Origin of the sequence: Citrobacter sp. TBCS-15, from assembly GCF_005280815.1 — a bacterium.
Classification (GTDB): Bacteria; Pseudomonadota; Gammaproteobacteria; order Enterobacterales; family Enterobacteriaceae; genus Citrobacter; species Citrobacter werkmanii.
On the sequence record NZ_SZWK01000289.1, the window covers coordinates 122,043 to 138,214 of the forward strand.

At 54.4% G+C, this 16,172-nt stretch carries 19 protein-coding genes; 17 read left to right on the forward strand and 2 right to left on the reverse strand.

The genetic code is table 11. The features are described from left to right. Nucleotides 1–238: 238 nt before the first annotated feature. The 4 genes from fliD to amyA all read left to right on the forward strand — a co-directional run bounded on the left by fliD (nt 239) and on the right by amyA (nt 3,989). Nucleotides 239–1,639, forward strand: coding sequence for a flagellar filament capping protein FliD (gene fliD / locus FDW96_RS16325; protein WP_137365953.1), 1,401 nt, complete (start codon nt 239–241; stop codon nt 1,637–1,639). A gap of 15 nt (nt 1,640–1,654) precedes the next feature. Next, complete coding sequence (gene fliS / locus FDW96_RS16330; RefSeq protein ID WP_042307694.1) at nt 1,655–2,062, forward strand: flagellar export chaperone FliS; 408 nt, start codon at nt 1,655–1,657, stop codon at nt 2,060–2,062. Continuing rightward, nucleotides 2,062–2,433, forward strand: coding sequence for a flagella biosynthesis regulatory protein FliT (gene fliT / locus FDW96_RS16335; RefSeq protein WP_042307692.1), 372 nt, complete (start codon nt 2,062–2,064; stop codon nt 2,431–2,433). The genes fliS and fliT overlap by 1 nt, the downstream gene beginning before the upstream one ends. A gap of 68 nt (nt 2,434–2,501) precedes the next feature. Beyond that, complete coding sequence (gene amyA, locus FDW96_RS16340) at nt 2,502–3,989, forward strand: alpha-amylase (RefSeq protein WP_137365954.1); 1,488 nt, start codon at nt 2,502–2,504, stop codon at nt 3,987–3,989. 40 nt (nt 3,990–4,029) lie between these two features. On the opposite strand, the gene yedD is transcribed toward amyA, so the two are convergent. After that, on the reverse strand, nt 4,030–4,443 hold the full coding sequence (gene yedD / locus FDW96_RS16345) for a lipoprotein YedD (protein WP_042307689.1): 414 nt from the start codon (nt 4,441–4,443) through the stop codon (nt 4,030–4,032). Nucleotides 4,444–4,607: 164 nt separating this feature from the next. On the opposite strand from yedD, the gene yedE reads away from it, so the two are divergent. Together yedE and yedF are read left to right on the forward strand one after the other, a co-directional pair. After that, nucleotides 4,608–5,834: a selenium metabolism membrane protein YedE/FdhT gene (gene yedE, locus FDW96_RS16350; RefSeq protein WP_373562172.1), complete on the forward strand. Its 1,227-nt coding sequence runs from the start codon at nt 4,608–4,610 to the stop codon at nt 5,832–5,834. Then, nucleotides 5,831–6,064 carry a sulfurtransferase-like selenium metabolism protein YedF gene (yedF, locus tag FDW96_RS16355; RefSeq protein ID WP_137360889.1) on the forward strand — a complete coding sequence of 78 codons (234 nt, stop codon included), beginning with the start codon at nt 5,831–5,833 and terminating at the stop codon, nt 6,062–6,064. Before yedE ends, yedF begins: the two co-directional genes overlap by 4 nt. A gap of 54 nt (nt 6,065–6,118) precedes the next feature. Here yedF and fliE read toward each other — a convergent pair whose 3' ends face one another. Further along, nucleotides 6,119–6,433: a flagellar hook-basal body complex protein FliE gene (gene fliE / locus FDW96_RS16360; RefSeq protein WP_016153486.1), complete on the reverse strand. Its 315-nt coding sequence runs from the start codon at nt 6,431–6,433 to the stop codon at nt 6,119–6,121. 216 nt (nt 6,434–6,649) lie between these two features. Here fliE and fliF point away from each other — a divergent pair, with 216 nt between their 5' ends. From fliF to fliP, 11 genes are all read left to right on the forward strand, one after another. Continuing rightward, on the forward strand, nt 6,650–8,323 hold the full coding sequence (gene fliF, locus FDW96_RS16365; RefSeq protein ID WP_137349994.1) for a flagellar basal-body MS-ring/collar protein FliF: 1,674 nt from the start codon (nt 6,650–6,652) through the stop codon (nt 8,321–8,323). Next, nucleotides 8,316–9,314 carry a flagellar motor switch protein FliG gene (gene fliG / locus FDW96_RS16370; RefSeq protein ID WP_003030443.1) on the forward strand — a complete coding sequence of 333 codons (999 nt, stop codon included), beginning with the start codon at nt 8,316–8,318 and terminating at the stop codon, nt 9,312–9,314. Before fliF ends, fliG begins: the two co-directional genes overlap by 8 nt. Beyond that, the gene (gene fliH, locus FDW96_RS16375) at nt 9,307–10,014 is read left to right on the forward strand and encodes a flagellar assembly protein FliH (RefSeq protein WP_061382616.1); all 708 of its coding nucleotides are present in this window, start codon (nt 9,307–9,309) and stop codon (nt 10,012–10,014) included. Before fliG ends, fliH begins: the two co-directional genes overlap by 8 nt. Further along, nucleotides 10,014–11,384 (forward strand): flagellar protein export ATPase FliI, encoded by a 1,371-nt coding sequence (fliI, locus tag FDW96_RS16380; protein ID WP_042307679.1) that lies wholly within the window; start codon nt 10,014–10,016, stop codon nt 11,382–11,384. Before fliH ends, fliI begins: the two co-directional genes overlap by 1 nt. A gap of 21 nt (nt 11,385–11,405) precedes the next feature. Beyond that, nucleotides 11,406–11,849 (forward strand): flagellar export protein FliJ, encoded by a 444-nt coding sequence (fliJ, locus tag FDW96_RS16385; protein ID WP_038641574.1) that lies wholly within the window; start codon nt 11,406–11,408, stop codon nt 11,847–11,849. Then, on the forward strand, nt 11,846–13,060 hold the full coding sequence (fliK, locus tag FDW96_RS16390; protein ID WP_137365956.1) for a flagellar hook length control protein FliK: 1,215 nt from the start codon (nt 11,846–11,848) through the stop codon (nt 13,058–13,060). Before fliJ ends, fliK begins: the two co-directional genes overlap by 4 nt. A 104-nt stretch (nt 13,061–13,164) precedes the next feature. After that, the gene (fliL, locus tag FDW96_RS16395; protein WP_038641578.1) at nt 13,165–13,632 is read left to right on the forward strand and encodes a flagellar basal body-associated protein FliL; all 468 of its coding nucleotides are present in this window, start codon (nt 13,165–13,167) and stop codon (nt 13,630–13,632) included. Between the two features lie 4 nt (nt 13,633–13,636). After that, a complete protein-coding gene (fliM, locus tag FDW96_RS16400; protein WP_038641580.1) occupies nt 13,637–14,641 on the forward strand; it encodes a flagellar motor switch protein FliM in 1,005 nt (334 codons plus the stop codon). Beyond that, nucleotides 14,638–15,051, forward strand: coding sequence for a flagellar motor switch protein FliN (fliN, locus tag FDW96_RS16405; RefSeq protein ID WP_005127761.1), 414 nt, complete (start codon nt 14,638–14,640; stop codon nt 15,049–15,051). Before fliM ends, fliN begins: the two co-directional genes overlap by 4 nt. Then, nucleotides 15,051–15,428, forward strand: a complete 378-nt coding sequence (gene fliO, locus FDW96_RS16410; RefSeq protein WP_094301050.1) for a flagellar biosynthetic protein FliO — start codon at nt 15,051–15,053, stop codon at nt 15,426–15,428. The genes fliN and fliO overlap by 1 nt, the downstream gene beginning before the upstream one ends. After that, nucleotides 15,428–16,165, forward strand: coding sequence for a flagellar type III secretion system pore protein FliP (gene fliP, locus FDW96_RS16415; protein WP_137365957.1), 738 nt, complete (start codon nt 15,428–15,430; stop codon nt 16,163–16,165). Before fliO ends, fliP begins: the two co-directional genes overlap by 1 nt. Nucleotides 16,166–16,172 lie beyond the last annotated feature (7 nt).

Genomic DNA, 16,172 nt, shown 5'->3' on the forward strand with positions numbered 1-16,172 from the left:
TTACAACTTGATGTTATTGGGCTGTTGCCCACGGTTTCTCACCGTAACCCATGTATCGGCACCTTAAATTCGAACTTTAGAAAATTTTTACTTTCCGCTCTCTTTTTTCTTAGCCCGTGAAATACCCTCTATATGCACCACTATTCCGCGCATTATTTTGACAAAACTATCATTAAACTTTGCGCGCAGATTGCCGATAACCCGTTTAACAATTGTTTGCAATCACAAGGAATCGGGCATGGCTTCATTTACATCATTAGGCGTAGGCTCAGGCTTACCACTGGACACATTGCTAAACAACCTGACTATTGCTGAGAAAAAACGTTTAAATCCAATCACTCAGCAACAGAGCGATAATAACGCACGTCTGACGGCTTACGGTACGCTGAAGAGTGCGCTGGAAAAATTCCAGACGGCCAATACCGCATTAAATAAACCAGAACTGTTCAGAAGCAGTAATGTGACCAGCAGTAGCGAAGATCTGAAAGTTACCACCGAAGCCGGCGCGGCACCGGGTATTTATACCATCAGCGTCACGCAGCTGGCCCAGGCACAGTCTCTGAGCACCTCATCGGTTGCTTCCAGCAAAGAGGCGCTGGGTGATGGTTCCGCTACCCGTACAATTAAGATTGATCAGCCGGGTCGTAAAGAGCCGCTGGAGATTAAACTGTCGCAAGACAAAACCACGCTGGACGATATCAGTAAGGCGATCAACGATTCCGATAGCGGTATCTCCGCCAGTATCGTGAAGGTAAAAGAGGGCGAATTCAAACTGGTGCTGACCGCAGCAGAAGGTCTGGACAGCAAAATGACCATCTCTGTTGACGGCGACAGCAAGCTTAACGATCTGCTGGCTTACGACAGCACGACCGGCACCGGAAAAATGACTGAGTTGGTTAACGCGCAAAACGCACAGCTCACGATGAACGGGATCCCAATTGAACGTCAGAGTAACAAAGTCACCGATGCGCCGCAGGGCGTGACGCTGGAACTGACCAAAAAAGTCACTGATGTCCGCGTAACCGTGACCAAAAGCAATGACAAAGCCACTGAAGCGATTAAAGGCTGGGTTGATGCCTATAACTCACTGATCGATACCTTTAATTCGCTGACCAAATATAAAGCTGTAGACGCAGGTGCGGAAGGTCAGGACAAAGATAACGGTGCGCTGGTGGGCGACAGCGTGGTACGAACTATTCAGACCGGTATTCGCGCCCAGTTTGCCAACTCTGGTAGCGAAGGTGCCTTTAAGACGCTGAACGAAATTGGCATCAAGCAAGATGGTACAACCGGCAAGATGACCATCGATAATACCAAACTGAAAAAAGCACTGGACGAAAACACCGCTTCGGTACGTGAACTGCTGGCCGGCGATGGTAAAGAAACCGGGATCACCACCAAAATTGCCGCCGAAGTGAAAAGCTACCTGGCCGATGACGGCATTATCGACAGCGCACAAGACAGCATTAATGCCACGCTGAAAAAACTGACCAAACAGTACCTGTCCGTCAGCGCCAGTATCGACGACATGGTTGCGCGTTACACCGCCCAGTTTACCCAACTGGATAGCATGATGAGCAAGCTGAATAACACCAGTAACTATCTGGGCCAGCAATTTTCGGCGATGAATAAATCCTGATAACACGAGGTAAGCATGTATACCGCGAGCGGTACCAAAGCCTATGCGCAGGTCAGCATAGAGAGTGGCGTGATGAGCGCCAATCCGCATCAGTTGATCGAAATGTTGTTTGATGGCGCGAACAGCGCTCTGGTGCGCGCTCGCCTGTTTATGCAACAGGGTGATATCGTCGCCAAAGGCGAGGCCATTAGCAAAGCCATTAATATTATCGACAATGGTCTGAAAGCAGGTCTGGATCAGGAAAATGGCGGTGAAATCGCCACCAACCTGTCTGCGCTGTATGACTATATGATTCGCCGTTTACTGCAAGCCAACTTGCGTAATGATTGTCAGGCTATTGAAGAAGTTGAAGGGTTGCTCGGCAACATTGCGGAAGCCTGGAAACAGATCTCACCGAAAGCGTCGTCCCAGGAGTCTCGTTAATGACCTCAGCCGTGGAGTTTATCAACCGTTGGCAGCGCATCGCGCTACTCAGTCACTCGCTGCTGGAACTGGCGCAGCGGGGTGAGTGGGACCTTTTACTGGAACAGGAAGTTAGCTATCTGCAAAGTATTGAAGTGGTCATGGAAGAGCAAACTCCACCTGGCATTACGCGAAGTATTCAGGACTTAGTGGCCGGGTATATTAAACAGACGCTGGATAACGAACAGTTGCTCAAAACACTGTTGCAGCAGCGGCTGGATGAACTTAGCAATCTCATCGGTCAGTCGACGCGCCAGAAGACGCTCAATAACGCCTATGGCCGTCTTTCCGGCATGCTGTTAGTACCCGACGTCCCCACCGCCCCGCAATAATTTTCTGTTAAATCTGAATAATCTTCCATACTCCAGAGGTCGGCCAAACGACTTCTGGAGCACGGAAGATGAAAAATCCCACGTTATTGCAGTACTTCCACTGGTATTACCCTGATGGCGGTCAACTCTGGCCCGAACTTGCCGAACGCGCAGGCGGACTCAATGATATCGGCATCAATATGGTATGGCTGCCCCCCGCCTATAAAGGCGCGTCCGGCGGCTATTCCGTTGGCTACGACTCCTACGATCTGTTTGATTTGGGCGAATTCGACCAAAAGGGAACCATCGCCACCAAATACGGTGATAAAAACCAGCTGCTGGCGGCGATTGACGCACTTAAGCACAATGATATTGCCGTACTGCTGGACGTGGTGGTTAACCACAAAATGGGCGCGGATGAGAAAGAAAAGATCCGCGTCCAGCGCGTTAACGCCGAAGACCGCACGCAAATAGACGATGAGATTGTCGAGTGCGAGGGATGGACGCGCTATACCTTCCCCGCCCGCGCAGGTCAGTATTCACAATTCATTTGGGACTATAAATGCTTCAGCGGCATTGACCATATCGAGAACCCAACCGAAGACGGCATTTTCAAAATCGTTAACGATTACACCGGTGAAGGCTGGAACGATCAGGTGGACGATGAACTGGGTAATTTTGATTATCTGATGGGCGAGAACATCGATTTTCGTAATCACGCCGTGACCGAGGAGATCAAATACTGGGCGCGCTGGGTGATGGAGCAAACCCAGTGCGACGGCTTTCGTTTAGATGCGGTGAAACATATTCCGGCATGGTTTTATAAAGAGTGGATTGAACACGTACAGGAAGTCGCCCCCAAACCATTGTTTATTGTCGCGGAATACTGGTCCCACGAAGTCGACAAGCTGCAAACCTACATTAACCAGGTGGAGGGGAAAACTATGCTGTTCGACGCCCCTTTGCAGATGAAATTCCACGAAGCCTCCCGTCAGGGCCGAGATTACGACATGAGCCAGATTTTCACCGAAACGTTAGTCGAGGCCGATCCGTTTCATGCCGTCACGCTGGTTGCCAATCATGACACCCAGCCATTGCAGGCGCTGGAAGCCCCTGTCGAGGCGTGGTTTAAGCCGCTGGCCTATGCGTTGATCCTGCTGCGGGAAAACGGCGTACCGTCGGTGTTTTATCCTGACCTCTACGGAGCACATTACGAAGACACCGGCGGCGATGGCGAAACCTATCCTATCGACATGCCAATCATTGAACAGCTTGCTGAACTGATCCTCGCCCGCCAGCGTTTCGCCCACGGCGTACAGACGCTCTTTTTCGATCATCCTAACTGTATCGCTTTTAGCCGCAGCGGAACGGACGAAGATCCCGGCTGTGTGGTGGTGCTGTCTAACGGCGATGACGGGGAAAAAACCATCAATCTCGGGGCGAATTACGGTAATAAAACATGGCGCGATTATTTGGGAAATCGCGAAGAAAGCGTGGTGACCGATGAAAACGGGGAAGCGACGTTTTTCTGCAACGGCGGTAGCGTCAGCGTGTGGGTGATTGAAGACGTGTTGTAATACTCAACCCCGGTGGCTACTGGCTACCGGGGCGTGCTGCTTATGGCAGCGGTGTGGCCAGCGGCGTTTTCGTTAACGCGTCAGCGCACTCCTGCGTCGGGCGATCCACTCGTTGCAGCGTCATGCCATCATACTCCAGCGTATTGCCTTCGCGCTCAATCTCATACAGCTCACGTTTCACCGTCACGTTGGTGAGATCGCCGGAAATCATCGTCAGTTTCCCCGGCAGGGCAATGACCCGCTGCCACTGGCGACAATCCAGCGTGTCACCCTCTTTCGTCACTACCAGGCTGGCAATGGCTTCCGGGCTGACCAAGCTACGTTGCGGTCCTTTTGACTGCCAGTAACCTTCCAGACCGGCTGGCGCGGGCGTTTTCACCACGTCGTTATAATTCTCTACTTCGGCGCATCCGCTCAGCGCCAGAAATACCCCAACGATCGCTAATTTTTTCATCATTCATCCTGCATGCGAAGAAAATGGGATTGTGGCATTAAAGGCCTGATGCCGCCAGCCTTTCGGTGGCATTGAGAAAAATTGATCCAGACGGTGTTACCTCTTATTACTCATAGTCAAAAATTCTGATCGGTGTAGTATCCACACTTCTTGTTACATACCTTCTGAGTTCAGAGGCAAAACACATGTCATGGCAACACTTCAAACAGGCCTGGTTAATTAAATTTTGGGCCCCTGCCCCTGCGGTCATCGCAGCGGGTATTCTCTCTACTTACTATTTTGGCATTACGGGAACCTTCTGGGCCGTGACCGGTGAATTCACCCGTTGGGGTGGTCAAATCCTGCAATTATTTGGCGTGCACGCCGAAGAGTGGGGTTACTACAAGCTGATCCATCTTGAAGGCTCCCCCCTGACCCGCATCGACGGTATGATGATCCTCGGTATGTTCGGCGGTTGTTTTGCTGCAGCACTGTGGGCCAACAACGTCAAATTGCGCATGCCGCGCAGTCGGATACGCATCATGCAGGCGATAGTCGGCGGGATGATTGCCGGATTCGGCGCCCGTCTGGCGATGGGGTGTAACCTGGCCGCGTTCTTCACCGGTATTCCGCAGTTCTCGCTACACGCCTGGTTTTTTGCGCTGGCAACAGCTATTGGATCATGGTTTGGCGCACGTTTTACCCTGCTGCCGATATTCCGTATTCCGGTCAAAATGCAGAAAGTCTCCGCCGCTTCCCCGCTGACGCAAAAACCGGATCAGGCGCGTCGTCGTTTTCGCCTCGGCATGTTGGTGTTTATCGGCATGATCGGCTGGGCGTTACTCACTGCGATGGATAAACCCAGGCTCGGCCTGGCGATGCTGTTCGGCGTCGGGTTCGGTCTGCTGATTGAACGGGCGCAAATCTGCTTCACTTCAGCCTTCCGCGACCTGTGGATTTCCGGTCGTACCCATATGGCAAAAGCGATCATCTTCGGGATGGCGGTCAGCGCCATCGGTATTTTTAGTTATGTGCAGTTAGGCGTCGAGCCGAAGATTATGTGGGCGGGTCCAAATGCAGTGATCGGTGGCTTGTTGTTTGGCTTCGGTATTGTTTTAGCGGGCGGGTGTGAAACCGGCTGGATGTACCGCGCCGTTGAAGGTCAGGTACATTACTGGTGGGTTGGTCTGGGCAATGTAATTGGCTCGACCATTCTGGCCTACTACTGGGATGATTTTGCGCCAGCCCTCGCCACCAACTGGGACAAGGTGAATCTGCTCAACACCTTCGGCCCGCTCGGCGGCTTGCTGGTGACCTATCTGCTGTTATTTACCGCGCTGATGCTCATCATCGGCTGGGAAAAACGTTTCTTCCGCCGTGCAGGGCTGACGCCTGCCAAGGAATCTGTATGAAAAATATCGTGCCTGATTATCGCCTGGATATGGTCGGCGAACCATGTCCGTACCCGGCAGTTGCCACGCTGGAAGCGATGCCGCAATTGAAGAAAGGGGAAATTCTGGAAGTGGTGAGCGACTGCCCGCAGTCAATCAATAATATTCCACTGGATGCGCGCAATCACGGCTATAAGGTGCTGGATATTCAGCAGGATGGCCCAACGATTCGCTATTTGATTCAGAAGTAACTGTTTGCCGGATGGCGCTGCGCTCATCCGGCCGACATTATCTGCACGTTGTCCCTACACCTGCATGGACATCACTTCCTGATACGCCGATACCAGTTTATTACGTACCTGAATCCCCATCTGCATCGACACCGATGCTTTTTGCATATCGGTCATCACATCATTCAGCGCAATACCCGGTTCACCGAGGGTAAATTTCTCAGCCTGGACACGGGACGCGGTCTGCACATCGCTGATTCTGTCTAACGCCGCATGCAACTGACCGGCAAAACTCACGGTCGGTTGTGGCTGCATATCCTGCATTTTTGCTGACATCGCCGTGGTTTGTAACTGGCTGATGACCCCTTCAATCCCCTGTATTGCCGACATTCTGATCCCCTGGATGAATTTTCACGTAACTGAGATTACCAGTTAGTCAATAAGATAAAGGCGTTAAATAACGATAAAAAACCACGGTTTTTAACCCATAGAAAAATTCGAAACCGCAAATAATGAGACCGTCAATTTTTCGAGTTTGCTGACCCGGGAGTGAGTCTTGTTCCACTTTGCAAAAAACGCCGTCCACGATAAGCCACGAGGTGCGAGATGAGTGCGACAGCATCGACTGCAACCCAGCTTAAACCTCTCGAGTGGTTAAATCGCCTGCGCGCGAATCCCAGAATTCCTCTGATTGTGGCAGGAGCCGCTGCCGTCGCTATCGTCGTGGCGATGGTTCTATGGGCCAAAGCGCCCGACTACCGCACCTTGTTCAGCAATCTTTCCGATCAGGATGGTGGCGCGATTGTCACCCAACTGACGCAGATGAACGTTCCCTATCGTTTTACTGAGGGAAGCGGCGCTATTGAAGTTCCGGCCGATAAAGTCCACGAGCTGCGCTTGCGTCTGGCGCAGCAAGGCCTGCCGAAAGGTGGAGCCGTTGGCTTTGAACTGTTGGATCAGGAAAAGTTTGGTATCAGCCAGTTTAGCGAGCAGGTCAACTACCAGCGCGCGCTGGAAGGTGAATTAGCCCGCACCATTGAAACCCTGGGCCCGGTAAAACGCGCCCGCGTGCATCTGGCGATGCCTAAACCTTCGCTGTTTGTACGTGAGCAAAAAGCGCCTTCGGCCTCCGTCACCGTTAATCTGGAACCGGGTCGTGCGCTGGATGAAGGTCAAATCAGCGCGGTCACGCATTTGGTCTCCAGCGCTGTTGCAGGCTTACCGCCGGGCAACGTGACGCTGGTCGACCAGGCGGGTCATCTGTTAACCCAGTCGAACACCAGCAGCCGCGATCTCAACGACGCGCAACTGAAATACGCCAGCGACGTCGAAAGCCGCGTGCAGCGCCGGATCGAATCGATCCTGTCGCCAATTGTCGGCAACGGTAATGTCCATGCACAAGTCACCGCGCAACTGGATTTTGCCAATAAAGAGCAAACCGAAGAGCAATACCGTCCAAACGGTGATGAGTCCCAGGCCGTGCTGCGCTCACGCCAGTTAAACGTCAGTGAGCAGGTTGGTAGCGGAGCGCCTGGCGGCGTACCGGGCGCATTGTCTAATCAGCCAGCGCCGGCTAATACCGCGCCAATCGCCAATCCCCCGGCGAATCAGCAAAATGCGCAAACCACGCAGACAACGAATAACAGTAACAATGCCGGTCCGCGCAGTACGCAGCGCAATGAAACCAGCAACTATGAAGTCGACCGTACCATTCGCCACACCAAAATGAACGTTGGCGATGTGCAGCGTCTCTCTGTTGCCGTCGTGGTCAACTATAAAACGTTACCGGATGGCAAACCGCTGCCGTTAACTGCCGAACAGATGAAACAGATTGAGGATCTGACCCGCGAGGCGATGGGGTTCTCCGACAAACGAGGCGACACCCTGAACGTGGTGAACTCTCCGTTCACAGCGACCGACGATTCCATGGGTGAGCTTCCGTTCTGGAAACAGCCGTTCTTTATTGATCAGTTAATGTCCGCAGGTCGTTGGTTGCTGGTTCTGCTGGTCGCCTGGCTCCTGTGGCGCAAAGCCGTTCGCCCGCAATTGGTCCGTCGCAGCGAGGAAGCCAAAGCCGCACAAGAACAAACACGTATCCGTCAGGAAACCGAAGAAGCGGTAGAAGTTCGCCTCAGTAAAGACGAACAGACCCAGCAACGTCGCACGAATCAGCGTCTGGGCGCAGAAGTCATGAGCCAGCGTATTCGTGAAATGTCAGATAACGATCCGCGCGTCGTGGCGCTGGTCATTCGTCAGTGGATGAGTAACGATCATGAGTAATGCCCTTACCGGTACCGATAAAAGCGTCATCCTGCTGATGACCATTGGCGAAGATCGCGCGGCGGAGGTGTTTAAGCACCTTTCCACGCGCGAAGTTCAGGCGCTCAGTACGGCGATGGCCAACGTACGCCAGATCTCCAATAAACAGTTGACGGAAGTGCTGGCGGAGTTTGAACAAGAAGCCGAACAATTTGCCGCGCTCAACATTAACGCTAACGAATATCTGCGCTCGGTGCTGGTGAAAGCGCTGGGTGAAGAACGCGCGTCCAGCCTGCTGGAAGATATTCTGGAAACCCGCGATACCACCAGCGGCATTGAAACGCTCAACTTTATGGAGCCGCAAAGCGCCGCCGACCTTATCCGCGACGAGCATCCACAGATTATCGCCACCATTCTGGTGCACCTCAAACGGGGCCAGGCTGCCGATATTCTGGCGCTGTTCGACGAACGTTTACGTCACGACGTCATGCTGCGTATCGCCACTTTCGGCGGCGTACAGCCTGCCGCGCTGGCGGAATTAACCGAAGTATTGAATGGCCTGCTCGACGGCCAGAACCTCAAGCGCAGCAAAATGGGCGGCGTGAGAACAGCTGCGGAAATCATCAACCTGATGAAAACACAGCAGGAAGAAGCCGTTATTACCGCCGTGCGCGAATTCGACGGCGAACTGGCGCAGAAAATTATCGACGAGATGTTCCTGTTCGAAAACCTGGTGGACGTCGACGATCGCAGTATCCAGCGTCTGCTGCAGGAAGTGGATTCCGAATCGCTGCTGATTGCCCTGAAAGGCGCCGAACAGCCGCTACGCGAGAAGTTCCTGCGCAACATGTCGCAACGTGCTGCCGATATTCTACGCGACGACCTCGCCAACCGTGGTCCGGTGCGTTTGTCGCAGGTAGAAAACGAACAGAAAGCGATTCTGCTTATTGTGCGTCGTCTGGCGGAAACCGGCGAGATGGTGATCGGCAGCGGCGAGGATACCTATGTCTAACGAACTGCCGTGGAAAGTCTGGACCCCGGACGATCTCGCCCCACCGATGGCGGAGTTCGTGCTGGCCGACCACAGTGAAACACCGTTGTCAGAAGAGACCGCCGAGCCGGAACTCTCTGCAGAGCAACAGCTTGAGCAGCAGCTCGCGCAGTTGCAAATGCAGGCCCATGAGCAAGGTTATAACGCCGGTCTGGCGGAAGGTCGACAAAAAGGCCACGAACAAGGCTATCAGGAAGGACTGAATCAGGGCCTGGAGCAAGGCCAGAACCAAGCGCGCGCACAGCATGCGCCAATCACTGCCCGTATGCAGCAACTGGTGAGCGAATTTCAGAATACGCTGGACGCACTGGACAGCGTTATCGCCTCGCGCCTGATGCAAATGGCGCTGGAGGCGGCGCGTCAGGTGATAGGTCAGACGCCTGTCGTAGATAACGCCGCGCTGATTAAACAAATCCAACAACTGTTGCAGCAGGAACCGCTGTTTAGCGGTAAACCGCAGCTGCGCGTACATCCGGACGATCTCCAGCGGGTGGAAGAGATGCTCGGCGCCACCCTCAGTCTGCACGGCTGGCGGCTGCGCGGCGATCCCACGTTGCATCACGGCGGCTGTAAAGTCTCTGCCGACGAAGGCGATCTGGATGCCAGCGTCGCTACACGCTGGCAAGAGCTCTGCCGTCTGGCCGCGCCAGGAGTCGTGTAATGACCACTCGTCTGACTCGCTGGCTCAATACGCTGGACAACTTCGAAGAGAAAATGTCGCTGCTGCCTGCGGTGCGTCGCTACGGGCGTCTGACCCGCGCCACCGGACTGGTGCTGGAAGCCACCGGATTACAGCTGCCGCTGGGCGCCACCTGCGTCATTGAACGCCAGGACGGCAACGAAACCCAGGAAGTTGAAAGTGAAGTCGTGGGCTTTAACGGTCAGCGACTGTTTCTGATGCCGCTCGAGGAGGTCGAAGGCGTTCTACCCGGCGCGCGCGTGTACGCGAAGAATATTGCCGGAGAAGGTCTGCAAAGCGGGAAACAATTACCGCTGGGTCCTGCTCTGCTGGGCCGGGTGCTCGACGGCAGCGGCAAACCGCTCGACGGTCTGCCCGCGCCGGACACCACCGAAACCGGGGCGCTGATGACGCCGCCGTTTAACCCGCTGCAGCGCACACCTATTGAACATGTGCTGGATACCGGCGTGCGCCCCATTAACGCGTTGTTAACCGTCGGGCGCGGTCAGCGTATGGGACTTTTCGCAGGTTCGGGCGTCGGTAAAAGCGTCCTGCTTGGCATGATGGCGCGTTATACCCAGGCAGATGTCATCGTCGTCGGACTGATTGGCGAACGTGGCCGCGAAGTTAAAGATTTTATTGAAAATATTCTCGGCGCCGACGGTCGCGCACGCTCGGTGGTGATTGCCGCTCCGGCAGACGTTTCACCGCTGTTGCGTATGCAGGGCGCGGCCTACGCCACGCGCATCGCCGAAGATTTCCGCGATCGTGGACAGCACGTATTGCTGATTATGGATTCCCTCACCCGCTATGCGATGGCGCAACGTGAGATCGCGCTGGCGATCGGCGAGCCGCCAGCAACCAAAGGCTATCCACCGTCAGTATTCGCCAAATTACCGGCGCTGGTGGAACGTGCCGGAAACGGTATTCACGGCGGCGGTTCAGTTACCGCGTTTTACACCGTCCTGACCGAGGGTGACGATCAGCAGGACCCGATTGCCGATTCCGCACGCGCAATTCTGGACGGCCACATTGTGCTGTCCCGCCATCTGGCCGAGGCTGGTCATTACCCGGCCATCGATATAGAAGCCTCGATCAGCCGCGCCATGACTGCGCTCATTAGTGAACAGCACTATGCGCGGGTGCGTAATTTTAAACAGTTGCTATCCAGCTTCCAGCGTAACCGCGACCTGGTCAGCGTGGGGGCGTATGCCAAAGGCAGCGATCCGATGTTGGATAAAGCCATCGCCTTATGGCCGCAACTGGAAGCGTTCTTACAGCAAGGCATCTTTGAACGGGCTGACTGGGAAGATTCTCTGCACGCTTTAGAACTGATTTTCCCTGGTGTGTGATTGAGCAGGAGAGCATAGGTCATGGCACAACATGGTGCATTAGCAACGCTGAAAGACCTGGCTGAGAAAGAGGTAGAAGACGCCGCTGTCTTATTGGGAGAGATGCGTCGTGGCTGTCAGCAGGCGGAAGAACAGTTGAAAATGCTGATCGATTATCAGCATGAGTACCGTAACAATCTGAATAACGATATGGGTCAGGGTATTACCAGTAATCGCTGGATTAACTATCAGCAGTTTATTCAGACCCTGGAAAAAGCGATTGAGCAACATCGCCAGCAGCTCAATCAATGGACGCAGAAAGTGGACCAGGCGCTGAACAGTTGGCGCGATAAAAAACAACGGTTGCAGGCGTGGCAGACTCTGCAGGACAGACAAACCTCGGCGGCGTTACTCGCCGAAAACCGTCTGGATCAGAAAAAAATGGATGAATTTGCTCAGCGTGCAGCTATGAGGAAACCCGAATGATTACTTTACCCCAACTGATTACCACCGACACCGACGTAGCCGCAGGTCTTCAGTCAGGCAAAGCGGTAGATTCACCCGAGGATTTTTTAGCGCTGCTGGCTGGCGCATTAGGTGCGGACGACGCGCAGGGTAAAGGCGCGCCATTGACGCTTGCCGACTTGCAGGCGGCGGGCAGTAAACTGCAAAAAGGGTTGCTGCAAAAAAATGGTGATGTCACCCAGGCGGTCAAGTTAACCGATCTGCTGGCGCAAAAAGAGATGCAAACCGATGCTTCTCTTGCCGACATGACAGACGCGCAGCAACTGTTGTCAGCGCTGACGCCGTCGCTGAAAGTGAATGCCCTGACAACACTGGGCAAAGTTGCTCCGCAGGATGAAAAAAACACCACGCTCAGCGATGACGATCTCGCCAACCTGAGTGCGCTGTTCGCCATGCTGCCGGGACAACCGCTGGCTACGCCTGCCGTCGACAGCCCCCCTGCCCCCGTTGATGCCACGCTTTCGGTGTTGTCTCGAGGCACGGCACACGGCGCTATCCCCGATAACGCGGCCGAGCTGCTGCCCGGTGACGCCAAAAAAGGTAAAGCGGATATTGCCTCTCCTGGCAGCAGCCTGGATCAGACAAACAATCCGACGCGAACCCCCCTGACGGCAGCGGCGGCGACCAGAGCAGAAATTGACAGCGCCCCCTCGCCGACCAGCATTGGCGTGACGGCTGCTCCGTTAAGTGGCCCACAGACACATGCTCAGCCGTTACCCACCGCCGCGCCGGTGCTAAGCGCTCCGTTGGGTAGTCAGGAATGGCAGCAATCACTGAGTCAGCACGTCACACTATTCACGCGTCAGGGTCAGCAAAGCGCAGAGCTGCGCCTGCATCCGCAGGATCTGGGTCAGGTGCACATTTCCATTAAGCTGGATGACAACCTCGCACAGCTGCAAATGGTATCACCACACAGTCACGTGCGCGCCGCGCTGGAAGCTGCGTTACCGATGCTGCGTACGCAGTTGGCTGACAGTGGGATCCAGTTGGGACAAAGCAACATCAGCAGTGAGAGCTTTGCCGGACAACAGCAGTCTTCCGGGCAGCAACAGCAGGCGGGTCGTGCTCAGGGACAAGATATTTTTGCCGCTGAAGATGACGCCATCCTGGCAACGCCAGCCTCACTGCAAGCCGCTGCCCGCGGTGATGGCGCAGTAGACATCTTCGCCTAACGCCAGAGGTAGCATGATTATCCGCGTCTTTTCCACGCTTTGTCGTGGACAGGACACGGGATAATCAGCCCATAAGCTGTACCGAAACAGGAAGCCCGTATCTGATGACTGACTCCGCGATTAACAAAAAAAGTAAACGCGCTATTTGGATCCCTCTGCTGGTATTAATTACCCTCGCCGCCTGCGCAACTGCGGGATATAGCTACTGGCGCATGCAGCAGCAGCCGTCCGCCAGCGTCAAAGCGGAACCGGCTCCACCGCCTGCCCCGGTATTCTTTGCGCTGGATACCTTTACCGTCAATCTGGGCGATGCGGACCGTGTGCTGTATATCGGTATCACGTTGCGCATGAAAGACGAGGCGACACGTGCGCGTCTGAATGAATATTTGCCGGAAGTACGCAGCCGCTTGCTGCTGCTGTTTTCTCGTCAAAATGCGGCTACGCTCGCCACCGAGGAAGGTAAACAACAGCTGATTACCGCCATCAAAGAGACGCTCGCGACTCCGCTCGTTGTCGGGCAGCCAAAACAGGTTGTCACCGACGTTCTTTATACAGCTTTTATTCTGCGGTAAAGACATGGGCGACAGTATTCTTTCTCAGGCTGAAATCGACGCATTGCTGAATGGCGATAGCGAAACCAAAGACGAACCCATTACCGGTATCGCAAAAGAGAGCGATATTCGTCCTTATGATCCCAACACCCAACGCCGCGTGGTGCGTGAGCGTTTACAGGCGCTGGAGATCATTAACGAACGCTTCGCGCGCCAGTTCCGTATGGGATTATTTAACCTGTTGCGCCGTAGCCCGGATATTACCGTGGGGGCGATTCGTATCCAGCCGTATCACGAATTTGCGCGTAACTTACCGGTGCCGACCAACCTGAACTTAATCCACCTCAAGCCGCTGCGCGGTACGGGTCTGGTGGTGTTCTCACCAAGTCTGGTATTTATCGCTGTTGATAACCTGTTCGGCGGCGATGGACGCTTTCCGACGAAAGTGGAAGGTCGCGAATTTACGCATACTGAACAGCGCGTGATCAACCGCATGCTGAAGCTGGCGCTTGAAAGCTACAGCGACGCGTGGAAGGCCATCAATCCGCTGGAAGTGGAATACGTTCGTTCCGAGATGCAGGTGAAATTTACCAATATCACCACCTCGCCTAACGACATCGTGGTGAACACCCCGTTCCACGTTGAAATTGGCAATCTGACCGGTGAATTTAACATCTGTCTGCCATTCAGCATGATTGAACCATTGCGCGAGCTGCTGGTGAATCCACCGCTGGAAAACTCACGTAATGAAGATCAGAACTGGCGCAATAATCTGGTGCGTCAGGTTCAGCATTCTGAGCTGGAGCTGGTGGCAAACTTTGCCGACATTCCGCTGCGGCTTTCCCAGATTTTAAAGCTGAAACCCGGCGATGTACTGCCGATTGAAAAACCTGACCGCATTATTGCTCATGTGGACGGCGTGCCTGTACTGACCAGCCAGTATGGCACCGTGAACGGTCAGTATGCGTTACGCGTAGAACATCTGATAAACCCGATTTTGAATTCGCTGAATGAGGAACAGCCCAAATGAGTGATATGAATAATCCGTCCGATGAGAACACTGGCGCATTGGACGATCTGTGGGCTGACGCGTTAAACGAGCAAAAAACCACGACCACCAAAAGTGCGGCCGATGCGGTATTCCAGCAGTTAGGCGGCGGCGACGTCAGTGGTGCTTTGCAGGACATCGACCTGATCATGGACATTCCGGTCAAACTGACCGTTGAACTGGGCCGTACCCGCATGACCATCAAAGAGCTGCTGCGTCTGACGCAGGGTTCCGTTGTCGCGCTGGATGGTCTGGCGGGCGAACCGCTGGATATCCTGATCAACGGTTATCTGATCGCCCAGGGTGAAGTGGTGGTGGTCGCGGATAAATACGGCGTGCGTATCACCGACATTATCACTCCATCAGAACGTATGCGTCGTCTGAGCCGTTAATCATGAACACCCAGGCAACAGTTTCTCAGCCAGCCGCCGTCCCCGGCTCACCGCTGGTGCAGGTAAGCGGTGCGCTGCTTGGGATCATCGTGTTGATCCTGGCGGCAGCCTGGGTCATTAAACGCCTGGGCTTTGCCCCCAAAAGCAACGGTACGCGAGGGCTGAAGGTTGCGGCAAGTACCTCACTGGGCCCACGTGAGCGCGTGGTGATTGTTGAGGTTGAAGATGCGCGCCTGGTGCTGGGCGTCACGGCCTCGCAAATTAACATATTGCACACCCTGCCCCCGGCACCTGCCGATGCAGAAGAAAAACCGGCCTCCCCTGCGGATTTCCAGGCCATGATGAAGAGTTTGCTCAAGCGTCCCGGGAGATCCTGATGCGCCGTTTGTTTTCCATCACGCTGGCAGGCTTATGGCTTTTCAGTCCAGTCGCCCTCGCCCAACTGCCGGGTCTGGTCAGTCAACCGCTGCCAGGCGGCGGACAAAGCTGGTCATTGCCTGTACAGACGCTGGTGTTTATCACCTCACTGACGTTCCTGCCTGCCATTTTATTGATGATGACCAGCTTCACCCGCATCATCATCGTTTTCGGTTTGTTGCGAAATGCGTTGGGAACGCCATCTGCGCCCCCCAACCAGGTGCTACTGGGCCTGGCGCTATTTTTGACCTTTTTCATCATGTCGCCAGTAATCGATAAAATCTACGTTGACGCGTATCAGCCGTTCAGCGAAGAGAAGATGTCCATGCAGGAAGCCATGGAGAAAGGCGCCCAACCGTTACGCGAGTTTATGTTGCGCCAAACCCGTGAAGCCGATCTGGCGCTGTTCGCCCGTCTGGCAAACAGCGGTCCCTTACAGGGGCCCGAAGCCGTACCGATGCGAATTTTGCTTCCGGCTTATGTCACCAGTGAATTGAAAACCGCCTTCCAGATAGGCTTTACCATTTTTATTCCGTTTCTGATTATCGATCTGGTTATCGCCAGCGTGCTGATGGCGCTCGGGATGATGATGGTGCCGCCCGCCACGATCGCGTTACCGTTTAAGCTGATGCTGTTTGTGTTGGTGGACGGTTGGCAGTTGCTTGTCGGCTCGCTGGCACAAAGCTTTTACAGTTAGAGGCGCG